Annotated in this window: 18 protein-coding genes and 1 tRNA gene; 3 read left to right on the top strand and 16 right to left on the bottom strand. The window is 58.5% G+C overall.

Features of this window, described 5'->3' with window-relative positions; genetic code table 11:
* Nucleotides 1–351: 351 nt before the first annotated feature.
* The 4 genes from H6650_17780 to H6650_17795 all read right to left on the bottom strand — a co-directional run bounded on the left by H6650_17780 (nt 352) and on the right by H6650_17795 (nt 3,738).
* Nucleotides 352–1,191 (bottom strand): DegV family protein, encoded by an 840-nt coding sequence (locus H6650_17780; protein MCB8953860.1) that lies wholly within the window; start codon nt 1,189–1,191, stop codon nt 352–354.
* Between the two features lie 2 nt (nt 1,192–1,193).
* A complete protein-coding gene (locus H6650_17785; protein ID MCB8953861.1) occupies nt 1,194–2,879 on the bottom strand; it encodes a DAK2 domain-containing protein in 1,686 nt (561 codons plus the stop codon).
* Between the two features lie 229 nt (nt 2,880–3,108).
* Nucleotides 3,109–3,468: an Asp23/Gls24 family envelope stress response protein gene (locus H6650_17790; GenBank protein ID MCB8953862.1), complete on the bottom strand. Its 360-nt coding sequence runs from the start codon at nt 3,466–3,468 to the stop codon at nt 3,109–3,111.
* 87 nt (nt 3,469–3,555) lie between these two features.
* Nucleotides 3,556–3,738, bottom strand: a complete 183-nt coding sequence (locus tag H6650_17795) for a hypothetical protein (protein ID MCB8953863.1) — start codon at nt 3,736–3,738, stop codon at nt 3,556–3,558.
* A 104-nt stretch (nt 3,739–3,842) separates the two neighbouring features.
* Here H6650_17795 and H6650_17800 point away from each other — a divergent pair, with 104 nt between their 5' ends.
* On the top strand, nt 3,843–4,022 hold the full coding sequence (locus H6650_17800; protein ID MCB8953864.1) for a 50S ribosomal protein L28: 180 nt from the start codon (nt 3,843–3,845) through the stop codon (nt 4,020–4,022).
* A gap of 249 nt (nt 4,023–4,271) precedes the next feature.
* On the opposite strand, the gene mvk is transcribed toward H6650_17800, so the two are convergent.
* Both mvk and H6650_17810 read right to left on the bottom strand, forming a co-directional pair.
* A complete protein-coding gene (gene mvk / locus H6650_17805) occupies nt 4,272–5,258 on the bottom strand; it encodes a mevalonate kinase (protein ID MCB8953865.1) in 987 nt (328 codons plus the stop codon).
* Nucleotides 5,259–5,332: 74 nt separating this feature from the next.
* A complete protein-coding gene (locus H6650_17810) occupies nt 5,333–6,202 on the bottom strand; it encodes a decaprenyl-phosphate phosphoribosyltransferase (protein MCB8953866.1) in 870 nt (289 codons plus the stop codon).
* Between the two features lie 1,155 nt (nt 6,203–7,357).
* On the opposite strand from H6650_17810, the gene H6650_17815 reads away from it, so the two are divergent.
* A tRNA-Leu gene (locus H6650_17815) sits at nt 7,358–7,439 on the top strand.
* Between the two features lie 69 nt (nt 7,440–7,508).
* Here H6650_17815 and H6650_17820 read toward each other — a convergent pair.
* Nucleotides 7,509–8,453 (bottom strand): NAD-dependent epimerase/dehydratase family protein, encoded by a 945-nt coding sequence (locus H6650_17820; protein MCB8953867.1) that lies wholly within the window; start codon nt 8,451–8,453, stop codon nt 7,509–7,511.
* 175 nt (nt 8,454–8,628) lie between these two features.
* Between H6650_17820 and H6650_17825 the strand changes: the two genes are divergently transcribed.
* Nucleotides 8,629–9,906, top strand: coding sequence for a hypothetical protein (locus H6650_17825; protein MCB8953868.1), 1,278 nt, complete (start codon nt 8,629–8,631; stop codon nt 9,904–9,906).
* Here H6650_17825 and H6650_17830 read toward each other — a convergent pair.
* The 9 genes from H6650_17830 to mrdA form a co-directional block, all read right to left on the bottom strand.
* Nucleotides 9,867–10,319 carry a hypothetical protein gene (locus H6650_17830; GenBank protein ID MCB8953869.1) on the bottom strand — a complete coding sequence of 151 codons (453 nt, stop codon included), beginning with the start codon at nt 10,317–10,319 and terminating at the stop codon, nt 9,867–9,869. The two genes, H6650_17825 and H6650_17830, sit on opposite strands and share 40 nt — an antisense overlap.
* 22 nt (nt 10,320–10,341) lie before the next feature.
* The gene (gene trxB, locus H6650_17835; GenBank protein ID MCB8953870.1) at nt 10,342–11,265 is read right to left on the bottom strand and encodes a thioredoxin-disulfide reductase; all 924 of its coding nucleotides are present in this window, start codon (nt 11,263–11,265) and stop codon (nt 10,342–10,344) included.
* 113 nt (nt 11,266–11,378) lie between these two features.
* Nucleotides 11,379–12,590 carry a GAF domain-containing sensor histidine kinase gene (locus H6650_17840; protein ID MCB8953871.1) on the bottom strand — a complete coding sequence of 404 codons (1,212 nt, stop codon included), beginning with the start codon at nt 12,588–12,590 and terminating at the stop codon, nt 11,379–11,381.
* A 26-nt stretch (nt 12,591–12,616) separates the two neighbouring features.
* On the bottom strand, nt 12,617–13,393 hold the full coding sequence (locus H6650_17845; protein ID MCB8953872.1) for an NAD-dependent deacylase: 777 nt from the start codon (nt 13,391–13,393) through the stop codon (nt 12,617–12,619).
* A 246-nt stretch (nt 13,394–13,639) separates the two neighbouring features.
* On the bottom strand, nt 13,640–14,362 hold the full coding sequence (locus tag H6650_17850) for an SCO1664 family protein (GenBank protein MCB8953873.1): 723 nt from the start codon (nt 14,360–14,362) through the stop codon (nt 13,640–13,642).
* 28 nt (nt 14,363–14,390) lie between these two features.
* Nucleotides 14,391–15,629 carry a response regulator gene (locus tag H6650_17855; GenBank protein ID MCB8953874.1) on the bottom strand — a complete coding sequence of 413 codons (1,239 nt, stop codon included), beginning with the start codon at nt 15,627–15,629 and terminating at the stop codon, nt 14,391–14,393.
* Between the two features lie 313 nt (nt 15,630–15,942).
* Nucleotides 15,943–16,461: a DUF3090 domain-containing protein gene (locus tag H6650_17860; GenBank protein ID MCB8953875.1), complete on the bottom strand. Its 519-nt coding sequence runs from the start codon at nt 16,459–16,461 to the stop codon at nt 15,943–15,945.
* Nucleotides 16,461–17,165: an MSMEG_4193 family putative phosphomutase gene (locus H6650_17865; protein ID MCB8953876.1), complete on the bottom strand. Its 705-nt coding sequence runs from the start codon at nt 17,163–17,165 to the stop codon at nt 16,461–16,463. The genes H6650_17860 and H6650_17865 overlap by 1 nt, the downstream gene beginning before the upstream one ends.
* Before the next feature lie 77 nt (nt 17,166–17,242).
* Nucleotides 17,243–19,414, bottom strand: a complete 2,172-nt coding sequence (mrdA, locus tag H6650_17870; protein ID MCB8953877.1) for a penicillin-binding protein 2 — start codon at nt 19,412–19,414, stop codon at nt 17,243–17,245.
* Nucleotides 19,415–19,425: the final 11 nt, after the last annotated feature.

Genomic DNA, 19,425 nt, shown 5'->3' on the forward strand with positions numbered 1-19,425 from the left:
ACGATGAAGTAAAGTACGGAATTGCATCGTCAGTTTGAAGGAACGGTAAGGAAACAACTTCGTTGTCTTATTTAGTTCCGTTCCTAAGGGCGCATCCGTATCTAGGATTGGAAACAACGGATGCGCTGGAAGGGTTCTTGCTTGTCGGATAGTCCAAAACTAATTTTGCACGAACCCTAAGGGGGCATCCGTATTTAGGATTGGGAACAACGGATGCGCTGGAAGGGTTCTTGCTTGTCGGATAGTCCAAAACTAATTTTGCACGAACCCTAAGGCCCCGGGTTTGGCTGACATTCCCGTTTCAACTGAGGCCTCAGTCACAAACTGAGGCCTCAGTCACAAACTGAGGCCTCAGTTGTGACTGACGGAGGCAAATCCAACAGCACCGGGACCAATGTGGGAGCCGATGGCGGGGGTGACTTCAACGATGGGGGGATAAATGCCGGCAGGATGCGCATCCCGCACCGCCTCACATAATTTTTGGGCTTCCGCCGGGGCGTTCGTATGTACCACGGCCAGATATGCCAGCGGCTCCGTTTCGTGGAACAATTCCAACAGCCGCTGCCAGCCACGGCGATGCGTACGCACCCGTTCGATCTCCAGCACGCCCTGGTGCATCTTGACGATAGGCTTGATGTTCAGCAGTGCCCCCAGGCCAAACTGCGCCCAGTTGACACGCCCACTGCGGCGCAGATATTCCAGTGTGTCCAACAAGGCGGCCACGCGGGTGCGTAACTGCGCCTGCCGCAAGATTTCCAGAACTTCCGCCAGGGTGCAGCCTGCCTGGGCGGCTTTGGCGGCGATGACGGCCAGCCAGCCCAGTCCCATGGAAAGCTGCCCGGAGTCAAACAGGGTGACGGGGGCGCTGGTGGCGGATTCACTCCCCAGGCGCGCGGCGTTGAGCATGCCACTGAGATTGCCGGCAACGTGAATTGACAATATCTCATGGGCGCCTGCTGCCGTTACCGCTTCGTAGGCCTGGGCAAACGCGCCAGAGGCGGGGGCGGCGGTTGTTGGCGGCGTCCTGTACGTAGGCAAGTTGGTGTAAAACGCCTCCCGGCTGAGGTCCACGCCGTCGAGGAAGCTCTGGTCACCAATGTTTACATAAGCCGGTATGACCGTGATGCCATGCTGTTGGGCCAGCGCGGGTGGCAAATCGCATGTGCTATCGGTCACGACCTTGATGGTCATTCTTACTCTGCTCCCAGGATGAAGAAGTAATGGGGTTGACCACCGGCGACAAGCTCTATTTCCAGATCGGGATGGAGCGCCTGAATTTCCGTGGAAAACGCTTCCGCTTCCGCGGCGCTGACGTCCTTGCCATAATAAACGGAAAGCAGTTCGCAGTCATCCACGCCCATTTTATCCAGCGTTTGGGCGACGACATTCTGGAGTGTGTCCGCGGCGGCGCAAAGACGGCCATTGGCCAGGCCGATGTAGTTGCCTTCCTGCACGTCTACGCCATCCAGGGAAACGGTGCGCGTGGCAGTGGTGATTTCCCCGCTGGAGACCTCGGCGCTGGCGTCGCGCATGGCCGTGGCGATGTCTTCAAGATCGCCGTCCGCCTGATAAGCAAACAAGGCGCTGACGCCTTGTGGGACGTTGACGGTGGGGACGACGACCACGTTTTTGGGGCTGAGGTCGCGGGCGGTTTCGGCGGCGAGGATGATGTTCTTGTTGTTGGGCAGCAAGACGACTTTGTCGGTGGGGACATCCTGAATGGCCTGGAAGATTTCTTCGGTGCTGGGGTTGTTGGTTTGTCCGCCATCGACGACGTTGGCAACGCCCAGGCTGCGGAAGACGTTTGCCAGTCCGGGACCGGGGGCTACGGCGATCACGCCAATTTGCCCGGGTTGCAGTTCTTTTTCCGGTTCTATCATGAGGGCGAGGGCGGGTTCCGGGTGCTCGTTGCTGCCGCCGGCGATGATCTCTTCCATCTGCATTTGCATGTTTTCCACGACAACGTCGGTGATATGGCCCAGGCTGATGCCGTAGCTGAGGGGAATGCCGGGGTCTTTGACGTGGATGTGTACTTTGATGGTCGTGTCGTCGCCGACGACGACGGTGGAGTCGCCCATGGCGTCAATGTGGGCGCGGACTTCGAGGACGTCGAGGTTTTTCCCCATGAGGATGAATTGGACGTCGTAGGGATTTTCTACGCCTTCCTGGGGGGCGACGCGGGCTTGTGCCGGCATTTCCGCCACGGCCACGGCCGGTTCTTGTGCCATCGGCGGTTCCATCACGCCCATCGTATCACCCGTCGTATAGCGCAGCATCCCTTCCAGAATGTACACCAACCCCATGCCCCCCGAATCCACCACCCCCGCCTGCTTCAACACCGGGAGTTGCTCTGGTGTGTTTTCCAGGGCCAACTGCGCCCGCTCCAAGGTGCGTTCCAGCACAAAACGGAGGTCGTTGCTCTTGCGCGCCGCGTCCACAGCCTCCAGGCTTGCTTCGCGGATCACCGTCAGGATCGTCCCTTCAACGGGCTTCATGACCCCCTTATAAGCCGTATCCGCGGCCTCCACAAACGCTTGAGCCAGTTCTTGCGAGCCAAACGTGTCTTTGCCATCCAGGCTTTTGGCCATGCCACGCCATATCTGGCTCAAGATTACGCCGGAATTGCCGCGCGCGCCCATCAGCGCCCCTTGCGATAAATCCTTGGACACCTTGCCCACGCTCATTTCCTGCGTGTCTCGAATCCGCTTGTAGGCGGAGCGCATCGTGAGCAGCATGTTTGTGCCCGTATCCCCGTCCGGGACGGGAAAAACGTTCAAGCTGTTGACGTGCTGATGATGTTTCTCTAACCACACAAGGCTTGCCAGAGCGAGCTTACGCAGTTGTTGGCCGTTGCATGTGTACCATTTTTGTGCCGGCATAACCCTTTCCATTTCCTCAACTGTCACACTACATCCTCACTTCTTGCCCACGGTCGTCCATCCGACGCGGAATGCCGTCGCCGCTGCCCGCGGGGTTCGGTTTGCCTTCTCTCAACAAAGGTGTCTGGCAAACACAACGTCTTTCGCCGCGCCTCATACACCACAAACCGGTGGCCTGCCCGAAGACCTGGCCTCTTTATTGCCGCTGTTTTCGCGGCCGGCAAACTTCCTATTCCTGGTCTTCGCTGATGCGCAGCCCCTGCACAAACACATTCACCGCCTTCACGGGAATGCCCAATGCTTTTTCTACGTGAAATTTGACCGTATTCTGGATACTCTCGGCCACCACGCGAATGCGTGTGCCATACTGCACTATCACATAAACGTCAATGAATAACTGGTTGTCTTCCAGTTTCACGTCGATGCCCCGTCGGCTATCCCGCGACAAAACATTGCTAATGCCATCCGCCAGGTTCTTGTTGGCCATGCCTACCACGCCATAGCATTGGTGCACGGCCTGATTGGTGATGGTAGCCACCGTTGTCGTGGAAATATCAATGGTTCCCAGTTTTTCCTCTTTGGTTGGCATGGATACTCCTAAAAGCAAAAGTCAGCCGCCGGCAGGGCATCGTCATAACGATACAATCGGCCCCACCGCTGTTGACCCTATGATACCTCAGATGTGGCGCACATTCCCAAATTGCCGCGCCACGAGCGCATCGCGCCGCCCGCTTGCCGGTCCGGTTCGACGGGCAAACCAGGGGCCACCGATTGGGGGGATGGATGGTTGCCGTTTGATGCCGGCATTTTGGGGAAAATGCGTCGACAACGGCGAACGACGTGGGCTTGCGCGAACCACACCATCCTATTATAATTCTATCCGCTTATTTGAAAACAAAGCGACCGTTTTGGTAGAAAAATCACCCTTCTGGTCGCTTTTACTTTGGTAAGGTAGGTGGAATTATGGCGAAATGTGAGCTATGTGGCAAGGGACCTATGACCGGGAACAACGTGAGCTTCTCCCAGAAGAAGACACGCCGCGTCTTTCGGCCCAATATCCAGCGCGCCACATTCTACGAAGGCGACCGCAAAGTCAAGAAATATGTCTGTGCCCGCTGCTTGAAAACCGTCAGCAAATCGTAGGCAGACATCTCTCCTCACTCTTGAGGACACCCCTCGACAAAGACGCCAGCCCCCACAGGCTGGCTTTTTTGTTGCGAAGGACGGGCGAATCTGCGGGTTTGCGCGCGAGTCTGCGGGTTTGCGCGTGAGTCTGCGGGTTGGCGAGTCCGCGGGTTTGCGCGTGAACCTGTATAATTTCCCGGCGTGCAAATCCCCCAACTTCTCCCAACCGCCCTCATACCTCATACCTCATACCTCATACCTCATCCTTCATACCTCATCCTCATCCTTCCCAATAACACTCGTCAGCACCGAACGCGCCGCCGCCGCCAGCAACGCGGCGCGGACATCCGCTTCCGTTTCCGCCGTGACCAGGGCTATCATGTTGCCCCCCCGCCCGCCGCCGCTCAGTTTCGCTCCCAACGCCCCCGCCTGTCGCGCCACCGTTATCAGCCGTTCCAACGAATCCGCGGAAACCGTCATCTCTCGCAGCACCTCCTGGTTCTCGTTCATCAGCGCGCCCACCCGTGGCGCGGTTCCCGCCTCAATGGCTTGCCGCGCCTGTTGGGCAATCGCGCCGCAATGAGCGAACAGCGCCTCATAGCGCGTTGGGTCCGCCTGCCACTGGCGACGCACATCCCCCACCACCTCCCGCGTGGAACTGCTCACGCCCGTGTCCGCCACCAGGATGCGCAGCGGTCGCGCCACGACGAACGTCTCCACGAGATTGCGCGGCTGCCGCCGCACGAAGTACACGGGTTTTTCGCAGGCGACAACGGTATTGTCGATGCCGCTGGGCGTGCCGTGATGCAGGCGTTCCACGGCAAAAGTGAGGCGGGACACTTCTTCATCCGTTGCCAGTGAATCCAGGCCAAGATGACGGGCGAGGGCGCGCAGGAGAGCGGCGGCGGTGGCCGCGCCGCTGCCCAGTCCGCTGGCGATAGGGATGTCGCTGTGAATCGTTATATCTAAAGATGGCAGCGTGGACAGACCCGCCACTTCTTGCAGCAAACGGATCGCGGCGGCAAAGGGGTCATCGTCGGCTGCTTTCGCCAGCGTATACTGGTAGTTGAGATTGGTCAGGTTGAGGCAAATACGTGGCCCATCCGGCGCGTTCGCGGCGTCCGCGACCGTGGCCCGCGCGCGTACCTGGCTGATAGGGGCGGCAATAGCGGGATGCCCGTAAACGACGGCGTGCTCGCCAAACAAGATGATCTTTCCCGGGGCGCTGGCTTGCGTTGTTCGCTCAGTTACCATGCAGTTATTCACCTAGATGGTTCGTAATAGAGTGTGGAGTTATTTTCGGGCGATTACTAAGTAGAGGCAGCCTGTTAGAGGATGTAGAGGGCGACCAGAACGGTGCCGGCCCACAAGGCCATGTCAATTTGCAGTGGGCGGTCGTGCAGGAGAATGTCCTCGGGGATGCCGCCTTCGCCACGAATGTGGATGAGGTAGAGGTAGCGAAAGACGGCGTAGAGGATGAAGGGGATGGTGAGCATCATCAGGTGGTTTTGGGGCAGTCCTTCGGCAAGGAAGGTGTATAGGCTGTAGGCGACGATGACGCTGGTGGTGACAATGCTGATGAGGCGGTCAATGAGGTCGAGGCTGTATTCCTGGAGGATGGCGCGATGATTGCCGGCATCTCCGCCCAACAAGATCAACTCATGCCGCCGCTTGCCCAACGCCATAAACAGCGCCAGCAGCCCCATGCAGACGTACAACCAGGGGGAAAACCGCTGCACCGTGATCACCGCCGTGCCCGCGCCCACGCGCAGCACAAAGCCCGCCGCCACGACCATCACGTCCAACAGCGCCACATGCTTCAAGCGAAAAGTGTACGCTATTTGCAGGACCAGGTAGATGAGCAGCACCAACGCCAGGTCATGGCTGAGCAGCGCGGCTGCCCCCAGGCTGCCCACGGCCAGCACCACGGCGGCCACTTGCGCCACCACCGGGCTCAATTGACCTGCCGGCAGGGGCCGTCGCCGCTTGATGGGATGTTGGCGGTCGCTTTCGATGTCCGCCAGATCATTCATCAAGTAGACGGCGCTGGACATGAAGCACAACAAGATAAAAGCCGCGAGCGTTCGCAGCAGGCTGGGCACGTCAAATAGCTTGGAATCGAAAACCAGGGCCGCGAAAACAAAGATGTTTTTGCTCCATTGGCGCGGCCGCATTGTCTTGAATAATCCCGATAGCACGCTTTCTCTCCATGTTAGTTTCGCGTGCCGATTATACACGGAATGTATCTATTCAGCCTCAGGGGGCTTTTTCCACAAACCTTCGCGGAAGCTCGATCTCAGGCCCAAAGTGGCTCGGCTTTCCAGCGATTTAGGAGCGGAAATCAAATAAGATGACGCAGTCATTTCCTTTGGAGCAACCACGCAAACACCGCGCACTTCCCGAAAAACAAAAAACGGAGACCAGCCGCAACCGGTCTCCGTCTTCATACAGCATAATGGCAGGTTAAAACCTACATGAATGGGGAACCTCCACCAATGGCCCCGTTTCCGCCCGACAGAATATTGATAACCGCCGTTAAGGCGAGGGCAATGGAAGGCAACAGACTTAACATGGCGTAATACTTGCGCTTCATTGTGATTTACCCTCCAATTGCTCCATTACCACCTTTCATTTGACGCTCTCCTTGTTTCGAACTGGGTCGCCCAGACACAGGCAACGAGAAAAAGTTGACATATCCATTCCTGAAGCAGCCCGCCCGGTTACAGCTAAGGCGGGCGAACGTCATATGAAGCGGTTCATCTGACCGCCACGAAAGGAGGGATATTTCTCTTTCACGCGCACCTTTACGGGACCGAAAAAGGGGATCCTGAACTGGCTTGCCGTTATTTTGGGCTGCTTGTACCTGATAGAAAGCGAACCTGGCATAGGGCAATGTCCCTGATAAAGGCGCGAAAAAGACAGGCGTTTTTTTCCAGGCAACGAAAACTGCCTGGAAATCAGGCGATTTGCTGTTAATTATGTGGTTTAATCGACCATATCGCCTGTTTGGGCGACGTTTCTTATGGCTTTTTTCCACCAATTGTAAACATTGTAAAACTTCGGATAGTCTTTGTCAAGCAAGCGGCGTGGTACCAAAGTGTGACATATGCCTTGTGCCAGGCGGAGCGCGCCGCCGGCAGAGGTGGTTTGAGACTGTCCTGCGAATAGACGACAAAAGTCTCACACCGGCCTTGACATGGATACGCCCGGCCAAGACTTTTGTCATTTTTCATCCGACGTGGCGATGGGCAGCGCCATCGCCGCCGCGCCCCGACGCCAATTGGATCCCAAATTGAGAATTGCCGGCAGAAATTGACCGTACTTGGAGGTGTGGCTATAATACAGTGTGTGTCGCCCTGGTGGCGGAATTGGCATACGCGGTAGGTTGAGGGCCTATGCCCTTTGGGCGTGGAGGTTCGAGTCCTCTCCAGGGCACAAGAAGAAAAAGCGTCAGGATTGACCTCAATCCTGACGCTTTTTTGTTGGTGTGTGGCTGCGCTTCGCTCAAGAAGGCGTGCGTTCGGGAAGATGGAAGCGATTATCCTGCGCCAGGGTGCGCTGCAAGCCGGCGCGCAGGCTGACCTGGGGGCGAAAACCCAGGAGCATTTCCGCTTTGGTGATGTCGGCCACGAGGCGGCTGACACCGCCGCTTTTTTCCGTGTTATCAATACGGTTGACGCCGTGCCCTACGATCTGCTCCAGCAGGTTCACCAGCTCGTGAATAGAGGTTTCCACGCCGCTGCCCACATTGATCACCTGGCGGTTGATGTCGCGGGCGGCGGCGGCATTCACCAGCGCCTGCACCACGTCGGAGATGTAGACGAAGTCGCGCGTTTGCTTGCCTGAGCCGAAGACGACGAGGGAGCCGCCGGTGATGGCTGCGTGCAGGAAGCGGGGGACGATGGGGGCGTGGGAGACGGGCAGCGCCTGGCCCGGTCCGTAGGCGTTGAAGATGCGTAGGGCGACTGTTTCGATCCCCCAGAGGTCGCCGATGGTGTGCAGGTATTGTTCCGCGGCCCATTTGCTGACGGCGTAGGGGGAGTCCGGGCGCGGGGTGTCGTTTTCGTGGACGGGCTGCTGGGATTGTTGCCCATACACCGCGCCTGATGATGCGAGGACGACGCGGCGAATGCCGGCATCTCTCGTAGCCTCCATCAAACTCACCGTGCCCCCCACATTCACCTCATTATACGCACGCGGGTACAGCACCGACTGCGGCACAGACACCCGCGCCGCCAGATGATAGACGCAATCCACATCTTGCAACAGCGACCACAGCAGCGGCACATTATTCACGTCCCCGCGCGAGAACAACACCAGCGGAGACAACGCTGCCTTATCGCCACTGCTCAAATCGTCCAGCACGCGCACTTCGTGTCCATCTTCCGCCAGGCGATTGGCCAGCGCCGCCCCTAAAAAACCCGCCCCGCCAGTAATCAAGAATCGCATGATCATACCTCGTTCGACAAGCGTACATAGCTGCCACGCGGCTGCCACATGAGACACAACTCAGGAATCGCGCCGTGATGGCGGCAGGGAAGACGTAAGTTCGTTACAATCAGGTCTGCTGTCGTTCCCGCGCCTTGCGCAAGTAGTATACCCGAACAGAGAGACCTGGCGTATTATGTACTGGCGAATTCTGCGTCATACCCTCAAGTTTTTGCTTTTGACTTGCCTGGTTGCCGCCGTCCTGGTCCCGGAGTGGCCGGCTTTTCAGGATACGCGCTACCGACTGAGCGCCCTGATCGGTCAGCGCAACTTCGATTTTGTGGTTTGGGGCGCGCGAGCTTTGGCGGCAAAGGCGGATGCCGGCATCACCGCCAGCGCCGCTTACCTCGATGAACCTACCCGCCAGCAGCAAGTCCTCGACTACCTCGACCTCATCAGCCAGAGCCGCCGCCTCAACAGCCAGATCGAAGCCATTTATGGTGACCCCAACATGGCCGACCCGCAAGCCGCCTCCGCGTCGCTGCAACAAGAACTGGCCCAAATTCGCGCCCAAATGACCCAACGGCAATCATTGGTCGAATCCATTTTGCAGCAGCAAGTGGCCCACATCCTCGTCGAGCAAGGGTTTGGCGTGTTGGATGCGACGTGGCCGCCCGTGCAGATGCAGATGACGCCCCTGCCGTTGATCCTCATCGTCTCCCCCCGCGACGAAATTCGCCGCACCTACGGCATCCCCCTTGTGCCGGGGCTGACCACACCCGCCAAAGAAGCGCTGGAAGAAAGTGTCCTGGCCGACCTGGACATGTCCGCCCTCGTCGTGCCCATTGGCGGCCTGGGCATCTATCCGGCCATGATCATTGAAACGAGCGACATCAACTTCCTCGCGGACACCGTGGCGCACGAGTGGGCGCATCACTGGCTATCGCTGCACCCGCTGGGGATTCGCTATGCCGTGGACAACGACCTGCGCACCATCAACGAGACGGTCGCGTCGATTTTGGGCAAGGAAATCGGGGCGATGGTCATTGAACGGTACTATCCGCGGTTTGTGCCCCCGCCGCCCGCGCCCGTGGAGGAGTCGCCGCCCGCGCCGGATGCGCCGCCTCCCTTTGATTTTCGCGCGGAGATGGCGGAGACGCGCAAGACGATGGATGGTTTGCTGGCGGAGGGACGGGTGGCCGCGGCGGAGATGTACATGGAGGCGCGGCGGCGGGTATTTGTGGCGAATGGTTACCAGATTCGCAAGCTCAATCAGGCATACTTTGCCTTCTATGGCGCGTACGCGGATACGCCGGGGGCCACGGGGGAGGACCCGATTGGTCCGGCGATCAATGCGGTGCGCGCCGATTCGGCCACGCTGCATGAGTTTATGCAAAAGATGGCGCGTATTCGTCAGGCGCAGGATCTGTTTGATTATTTGCCGGCATCTTCCGCTTCCCCCGCCTCTCCCTGATCAGATAGCACCTCGCGCAACGTGCGGGCAATTCGCTGCGCATAAACGGCATATTCGGGGTCGCGTGCCGGCATTTGCCCATACGCCTCCAAATCCGCCAACGCCTCCGCAAACCGCCCCGCCGCCTGCAACGCCAGCCCGCGATTCAACAATGCCGGCCCATACGTCGGGTCCGCCGCCAGCAACGCCGTGAAATCCGCCAACGCCTCCGGGACCCGGTCCATCTCCCGCCAGAATAAAATACCCCGATCCAGGCGCGCCGCGCGTAGATCGGGGTCCAATTCAACGGCGCGGCTAAAACAGCGCACCGCATTCTCATGTTCACGGCGAAAGCCCGCGCGATTGCCGAAATACCGGTGCAGGCTGCCGCGCATATACACGACGCGCGCACGAAAGACACGCCACCAGCTCATATGCTCACCCGCCGCTCACGACTCACTCCCGCTCGCTGAGCCACTTTTCCGTCTGCATGGCCGCCGCGCACCCCTGGCCTACGGACGTGGCAATCTGGCGATACACCGCATCCTGAATTTCGCCGGCGGCAAAGACGCCGGGCACACTGGTGCGCATCAATTCATCCGTGATCACGTAGCCGTGTTCGTCCATGGCCAGTTGGCCTTCCAGGAATTTGCTGTTGGGATAGTGTCCGATGAAGATGAAGACGCCATCGGTATCCAGTTGGCCCTTTTCGCCCGTCTTGACGTTGGTTGTCTTAAGTTGTTGGACGACGCCATTGCCGGCAATTTCATCCACCACCGTATCCCACACAAACGAGAGCTTATCATTCGCCTGGGCGCGTTTTTGCAGCATCGGCCCGGCGCGCAGTTCGTCGCGGCGGTGGACAATCCGCACATTGTTGGCGAATTTCGTCAGAAAAAGCCCCTCTTCCAGGGCGCTGTCACCACCGCCAACCACCACCACATCCTTGCCGCGGAAGAAAAAGCCGTCGCAGGTGGCGCAATAGCTAACGCCGCGCCCAATGTACGCCTCCTCGCCGGGAATGCCCAGGCGGCGCGGCGACGCCCCCGCCGTCACGATCACGGCCTCCGCCATGAATTCCTTGTTGTGCGTTTTGATGTAGAACGGGGAGCCATTGTTGAAATCAACCGCTACCACTTCATCGTACTCATATCGCGTGCCGAACCGCTCCGCCTGTTTCTGCATCATTTCCACCAGTTCAGGGCCGGTTGTGCCCTCGGGGAAGCCTGGGTAATTTTCCACCTCATAGGTGAGCGAAATCTGGCCGCCCAATTGGCTGCCCACGATCACGAGTGGATTCAAGTTTGCCCGCGCCGTGTACAGCGCGGCGGTGAGGCCGGCAGGCCCGGAACCAATAACAATTACGCGTTCTTTGTTCATCGTTTCGTGTCTATCTCCTTGCATGATTCGCCGGCGGCAGCGCTTGATGACAGGTGCACTGTTCACCGCCGCCGCGCCGTTCCTCAATTCTGACGAGTTCAGGTGAATGCGTCTTACGCGGGAAGCGGCAAGCGACAGGTGAAGGTCGATCCTTCTCCTTCCCGGCTCCTGACTTCAATCTGGCCGCCGTGCTCCTGCACGATTTTTTGTGAGATGGAGAGGCCCAGACCACTGCCTTCGATGCCTTCGTTGCCCGGTACGCGGTAGAATCGCTCAAACAAATGGGGCAGGTGTGCCGCGGGGATGCCATGGCCTGAGTCGCTGATGCTGAGCAGCAGTTCTTGCTCTTGCTGGCTGACGGTAATACGGACCTGACCGCCACGCCGATTGTATTTGATGGCGTTGGTGACGAGGTTGAGGAGGACCTGGCGCAGTCGCTCCCGGTCGCCGATTAGAGGGGGTGTATCTGGTGGAAGCGCGCTGGTGATGGTCACGTTCATGCCGGCAGCTCCTGCCTGCGTGGCCTGTATGACATCGCCTATCAGGGGGGGGATTTCCACGTTTTCCTGCGCCAGGTGCATCCGCCCCGATTCCAGGTGCGCCCAATCGAGAAAATCCCGCGTCATCTGTGACAATCGCCCTGACTCCTGGTAGACCATCCCAATCAACTGCCGGTTGGTTTCCTCAGGCAGTCTCCCCTGTTGCAGCATTTCGCTGGCGGCGATAATTGTCATCAACGGGGTTTTGAACTCATGCAAAATCTCCGCGATCAGGTCTGATTGCTGAAAGAGGCGGGCATTTTCGATAGCCACGGCTGCCTGCGACGCCAGCGCCATCAACAGGGCCGCATCCTGTTCCGAAAACGGTTTGTCGTGATGCTTGTTGATCGCCTCCAACACGCCAATGACTTCTCCCTTGTTCATCAGCGGTACACCCAACAGAGAGCGGGTGCGAAAACCGATAACATCATCGACACCCGCATAGAAGCGGGGGTCTGATTGCACGTCCTCCAGGATGAGGGGTTTGCCGTTTAGCACAATCCAGCCGGCAATGCTATTTAGCGGTACAACCACGTTGTGTACGCGCGTCTCGTTGGTAGCGGCGACGAAATGCAGTTCGCCTGTTTGTTTGTCCATCAGTAAGATGGAGGCGACTTCCGTTTCCGTCAGTTCGACGACGCTGTGAATGACGAGGTGTAGCAGTTGTTTCAGCTCTAGCGTGGAACTCAGTTGGATGGCGATTTCGATCAGGCGTTTTAACTGCGTCGCTTCTACGACGGCTAATCCGTTAGACGCGGCAGTCGTTGTCGGTGGGGGAAAGGTCATAATGGCTCCATTCAATTTTCATTGGCTCATGGCTCAGTTGCGTGCGAAAGAAAAGCTGCCGTTATCTGGGGCAAGATGTCCGCCACGTCGGCGCGGATGACCACATCGGCGTGGCTATCCATATAGGTGGCGCTTTCGTTGATAATGACCAGATGCGCGCCCGTTTCCCGCGCCAGTAGGGGGAGATTGGCGGCCGGTTCCACTTCCAGCGATGTGCCGATGATGAGCATCAGGTCGCATGTGCGCGATTCCTTCCGCGCCTCGTTGAAGACTCGCACCGGCAGTTGTTCGCCAAAGAGGATGACGTTAGGTTTGAGGACGCCGCCGCAAGCAGGGCAGTGGGGGACGCGCTCTTGGGTGAGAACGTCCTGGAGGTAGGGGGCGGCGTCGAATACGTGATAGCAGCGGATGCACGTCATCTCGCGGATGTGTCCGTGCAGTTCGTAGACGGTTTGCGAGCCGGCGCGCGTGTGCAGCAGGTCGATGTTTTGCGTGATGACGCTTTTTAGCGGTCCGTGGGCTTCCAGTTGGGCCAGGGCAATGTGGGCGGGGTTGGGGGTGGCGTCCAACATGAGTTGGGTGAGCGGGCGGATCCAGTCGTAGAAGTCCTGGGGGCGTTGTTTGAAGGCGTAGATGGTGGCGACCTGGAAGGGGTCGGCGTGGGACCAGAGGCCGGAGCTGGGGCTGCGGAAGTCAGGGATGCCGGAGGGGGTGCTGATGCCGGCACCGGTGAGGGCGACGGCGTGCGTGGCTTTGCGTAACAGCGACGCGGTTTGCTTGATTTTTTGCTCGTTGCTGTTCACCCGTTTTCCTCGTCGATCTGTCGGGTCTATGGCCCGGCAATGTCTATTCGTGGCTGTCCGCAATTAAGGAACGGAAATCAAATAAGGCAACGAAGTTGTTTCCTTACCGTTCCTTCAAACTGACGATGCCATTCCGTACTATATTTCATCGTCAGTCCTCAGTGACTACCCCCACCCTGGCCCTCCCCCTGCCAGGGAGCGGGCTGGGGTGAGGGTGAAAACGGCATACCTGAATAGTTACGTCTATTATACCAGGGGCCAGGGGTAATGGCGGCCCGGGCCAGGCTCCGGGAATTTGCCTGCTTGCAACAACTGCGCCAGGCGGTTTTCGATGGCGGTTATTTCTTCTGGGCGGAGGTGCTGCGCCAGTTCGTGGCGCAGCGGTTGAGAGAGGGCCAGGGTTTGCTGGAGTTCGGCGAGTTCGGCGAGTTGGTCTGGGGGGATGGGTATGCCGGCATATTCCCAAATCACCGTGCGCAGTTTGTAATCCGTGTGAAAGCAAATCCCGTGGTCAATCCCCCACAGGCGGTTGCTCTCCCCCAACAGCACATGTCCGCTTTTGCGATCTGCGTTGTTCACCAACACATCAAACAGCACCATCCGCTGTACCTGATCGGGAAACTGTCCCTCAAACGTGAAATAATGCTCCTCCGGGTTGTGCGGCACAAACCATTGCAATGATCCCACGCCCTGCGGCCCACGCCGCAGCACCGTGGGCGGCACCAGATGCCAGCCGGCGGCCTGGCTGAGGATAAACGCGGCGCACTCGCGGGAACAGAGCGTGCCTGATGGAAAATCCCATAGTGGGCGCTCGCCCCGGCGCGGTTTGTAGACTGCCTGGATTTCTTCATCCGCGCCGCAAACGCGCATGAGAAAGGTGTAGTTGGAGCTCCATGGGAGCAGCCCTTCGGAAGAGAGTTCGCCTTGCCGCAGCAGTTCCAATATGGGCGTAAGGGTGTCGTCGGACATAGGTTTGTGTAGCAGGTCGGCGTCCCGATCAGGTCAGCGCTAAATGCCGGCACAACTGGCGAAACGAAGCCATCGTTTCCGCGTCGGGGTAGGCGTGTACCAGGGGCAGGCCGCTGTTGACGGCGTGCGCCAGCTTGTAATCATTCACGCGCACCACTTGCCGCACCTCATGCGCCAGAAAGTGCTCAATGGCGCTTTGCGGCAGTGTGCTGCGTTCGCGGAAGTCCATGAGGATGACATTGAGCCGGCCCGGATACGGCGCGGACGTGATCAGCGGTAGAAGCTGCTTGGCCGCCGTCAAAGACACGCGCTCCGGGCGGGAGCAGAGCAAAACTTCATTTGCCAGGGAGAGCGCCGCCTGCGCCAGTTGGTTCAGGCCACGCCCGGCGTCTACCACAACGCATTGCCCCATCAGGCGCAGCGTTTGCAGCAGGTGTTTGACCTGCCGCGGGTAGAGCAATGGCAGTCTGCCGTCGAGGTTGGGCTGGCAGAGTAGTATCCGCAGATTGTCTCCCAGCGGCAGCAGCTCTTGCCCTACCTGCCGCGTCAGGTCTGCACCTTCTAATGCGGCCAGACTATTCAAGCCCGTGGTCAGCTTTTGTTTTAGATAGACGGACACATGCCCCTGGTTCATATCCAGGTCCACCAGGGTCGTGGGGCGACCCTGGGCGGCGAGGGTGGCGGCGAGGTTGATGGCCAGGGTTGTGGTTCCGCAGCCGCCGCGCGCGCCGATGATGGTCAGCAGGCAGCCAGGTTCACTGGCGGAGGCGGGTTGTTCCGGGTTGTCCGTGTAGCCGTCGATTGGTTCGCTGATGGGCGCGGCGTCTAGTGGCTCAATGTCCTGGTTGATTATGGATGCCTGGGCGGCCTCGCCGCTATGTGCCGGAGGACCTCCGGTGGCGCGACGGAGGAGGGTGGCGACGCGGCGCAGCAGTTCGCCGGGGGAGGTTGGTTTGGTCAGGTAATCGTCCGCACCGGCATTAAATCCATCCAACTTGTCCGTCGCCAATGATTTGGCGGTGAACATGATGATGGGGGTGTGCCGGTTGTGTTGTTGGGCGCGTAGATGCCGGCATACCTCGTACCCATTCATGCCCGGCATTGTCAGGTCCAACAACACCAGGTCGGGGTCCTCGGCGGCGGCGGCTTCCAGGCCCTCCGCGCCGGAAGGGGCGGTGACGGTGTAATAGCCCTGGCGCGAAAGGATGGATTCAATCAGGGAACGGGTTGGTTCATGATCGTCAATGATGAGTATTTTTGCCGGCATAATTGCTTCACTACTGGGCTAAGGGTTCGCCCAAAATTAACTTTGGACTATCTATCAAGCAAGAACCCTTCCAGCGCATCCGTCAATTCCAACTCTGTTAACGGATGTGCCCTATTGGTCCAATCTGGCGTGGCAGTTACCATTCTTCAAGAATGAACCAATCTTGGGGAGACTAAATGCTGGATGCTCACTAAAGTAGCCACGATCCGGCGTCATGTTGTTCATGCACCGCGCGGCTGATTTTCTCTCCTCCACGTTGCCCCGAGGACGCACCATGATTGGGGGCAACCGACGCGCCAATTCACCCGATCCCCTACTTATGATAACCGTTCCGTCGGGGGCAGAAATGGCCTGAAGGGTCTATTGGTTGCCCGCAATTGCCGCAGATGGGGCGTCCTGCCTTGACCACTTCCCGCGTATGCGGGACCAACGCCTTAATTTGGGCGCGCGTGGCCCAGAAGCTGACGACATCAGGCTCCTCTTCTTCTTCGTCCACCAGCGCATACGCCACCAACACAATGCGGTTCAAATCTTCGTTGTAACCGAGGCCGATATTGCCCACGCGAAACAGTGGCTCCACCGGTTCGCGCAGCCGCAAATCCATCCACACCGACTCGGTGGCGTCCCGCTGCGCCCGCGGAAAGCGGCGCTGCAAATCCTCCAGCAGTTCCTCAAAACCGCCGGCGACCACGGCTGCCTGTTGTTTCTCAATGACCAACGAGATAACGTTTGTTCCCTGGCTGCCTTGCAAATAAAAAACGCGCTGGCCGGGAACGCCAATTGTGCCAATCGTCAGGTGTGAAACGGGATTTAGTTCCAGGTGCTGTGCCATTACACCTTCTCTCCCACAGATTGTAACGGGTCCTCATGCTCATTTGCCGTGGCGCTGGGTTCTGTCTCGCCCGTTTCCGCCGCGGGTTTTGCCGGCGGGGGGCGCAGCGGTCCATCATCATTGACGCGCTCAACCCGCACCGCGCCGTTTTCCAGCAGGTGCAGCACGCTGACGGATGCGGGAGCCACGGCGATGCGCTGAAACAGGTCAATGTGGATGCCGAGATAATGCGCCAGCAGCAGTTTGATCACGTCCGCGTGCGAGACGACCACAATCATATCCTCTTCGTGGCGCAGACTCAACGTTTCCAGGGCGTTAACGGCGCGCTGCTGCACCTCGCAAAATGATTCGCCGCCGGGAAAGCGCATCCGGCTGGGGAAATACTGCACGGTGTGCCATGTTTTCGTTTTGGCTAATTCCTTGATTTTTTCCCCTTCCCATTCGCCGTAGCGCACTTCGCCGATGGCTTCCAGTGGAATGACGTCCAACTGCCAGGTCGCGGCGATGATGGTGGCTGTTTCCATGCAGCGGTCAATGGGGCTGCTGTAGACGGCGCGGATGGGGAGCTGCCCTAATCTTGCCGCGGTGTCCGTTGCTTGCTGAATGCCGGCATCGTTCAAATGCACCCCCGGAATCCAACCCGCGAGGCGACCTTCCTTAACCCAATCGTTTTGTCCGTGTCGTATCAGAATGATAGTTGCCATGATGATGGGATGATAGCACAAAACAACCGTCAACAGCCAACCACACCGCCAACTGCCGACCATCCTCTCTCAACTGCTCATTCTCCCTCTTCCGTGGGCGCAAACTTGCCCACATGGAAATAGGCTTCCATCACATCCCGCACAATAGGCGCGGACCAGGCAGAGCCTTCGCCGCCGTTGAAGATGAACGCCGCGACCACGATTTCCGGATTATCAAAAGGGGCGTACCCCACGTACCAGGAATGGGTGGGCAAAATCTGGCCTTCTTTGCACCAGCGGCGCTCAATGGCGATGTTATCACAGTATTCGGCGGTTCCGGTTTTGCCGGCACTCACAATCCCATACTGATCCAACCATTCCACCGATCCCGCCGTACCAAACGTCTTAATGCTCCCATCCGCCTGTTCCTCACGGTGATTGACCAGCCGCATCCCTTCCGCAATGACATCCAGATAATTTCGATCCACATCGACGGCATTCAACACCACAGGCTCAAAATCCTGTACGATATTCCCCTGACCATCCGTTACATGGTGGATAATCGTTGGCTGGTACAAGAAACCCTTATTCGCCACAATCGCCGCCATTTGCGCCACTTGCAGCGGCGTGGACGTCACAAATCCCTGCCCAATAGCCATATTGTAATCATCGCCCGTGGACCACGGCTCACCCTGCGTCTGGCGCTTCCACGCTTGCGTGGGAATATTTCCCGGCGACTCCAGCGGCAATTCCAGCCCCTGTGTGCGTCCAAACCCCCACTGCACGGCCATATCATGCAACCGATCCACCCCTACTGCGTCCACGACTTCGCCATCCTGGTTAAAACCGCCGGCCACCTTGTAGAAATACACGTCGCAGGAATTCGCAATCGCCAGCACCATGTTCATGGCCCCGTGCCCTTCAAGATTCCAGCACACAAAGCGCTGCGCCCGACCGGGGTCCAGCGGCGCAAAACGGTTCGGGACGGTGATGCTGCCCGGATCGAAGAGTGCGCGCGAAGGGGATATGACACCGTACTGCATCGCCGCCGCCGCCGTTACCAGCTTGAAAGTGGAACCCGGCGGATATTGCCCGCTGATGGCATGGTTGACCAACGGCGTGTAATCGTTACGCGCCAGGCTGAGGTAGTAATCAACGGGGACTTCCGTGGAAAAACGGTTGTTGTCGAAAGTGGGGATGTTTGCCAGGGCCAGGATTTCGCCTGTGTTGGGGTTCAACACAACGACGGCGCCTTGCTCTACTTCCACGCTGTGCTTTTCCCCTGTGATGGGGTCCGTGTCTGGTGTTTCGCGCCGGCGCTGCATCCACTCCTCCAGAATCTGGTAGACTTGCTTTTGCAGTTCCACATCCAGGGTCAAATAGAGGTTGTAGCCTGCTTGTGGGGGCACTTCCAGACCAATCTGGCGCAGTTCGCGTCCACGCCAGTCCACTTCAATCTGTCTTTCGCCTTTGGTCCCGGCCAGCATATCTTCCATGGCATATTCCAATCCGGCCCAACCCACACGGTCGTCTCGCTCATACCGATCCAGGTAGGATTCGTCGGGAATAGGCCCCATGTAGCCGATAATGTGGGCGGTGTAGTCGCCGGATGGATAGCGGCGGATGGGTTCTTCAATAACCCGCACCCCAGGGAGAAATGGACTTTCCAGTTCCACTTCGTAAGCCATTGTGATCGGGATGCTGCGGGTAATGACAAAAGGCACATTGGGGGCGAAGCTGTACGTTTCTACCAGCCCCGCAATGCTGTCCGGCAGTTGTGGAACGATGCCCGCCAGGTCGAGGGTTTCATTGACGGGGGCGTTAAATAACTGTGACAGGCGGCTGTATGTACCTACGATAGTAGGGTCGGCTCCCTGAACAAGCGCTTCTTGCTGCACGGTGTTGGTGATGGGGACGCCCGTGAGGAGCGAGAGGCGGGCAAAAATCGCTTCCCGTTCGGCCTCGTCCGTAGGCAGAAACGCTTCGGTTATGGTGACGTTGAAGCTGGGAATATTTTCCGCCAGTGGCTCACCGTTGCGGTCAAAGATGACGCCGCGCGGGGGGTTGGTGGTGAGGACGGCAAACCGGTTTTCTTGCGCCTGGGCTTGCAGGTCTTGCCCCTGGGTTTGTTGTAGCCAGATGACGCGGTAGAGCAACCCACCCAGGATGATGACCATGAAGATGCGCAGGAAGAAGAGTCGGCCACGCAATCCGCGGTCGTCGGGGAGGTCTTCTCGGTCTTCGGGGCGTTCCCAGCCAATTCGGGACATGGTTCTTTCTC

The sequence above is a fragment of the Ardenticatenales bacterium genome (assembly GCA_020634515.1).
GTDB lineage: Bacteria > Chloroflexota > Anaerolineae > Promineifilales > Promineifilaceae > JAGVTM01.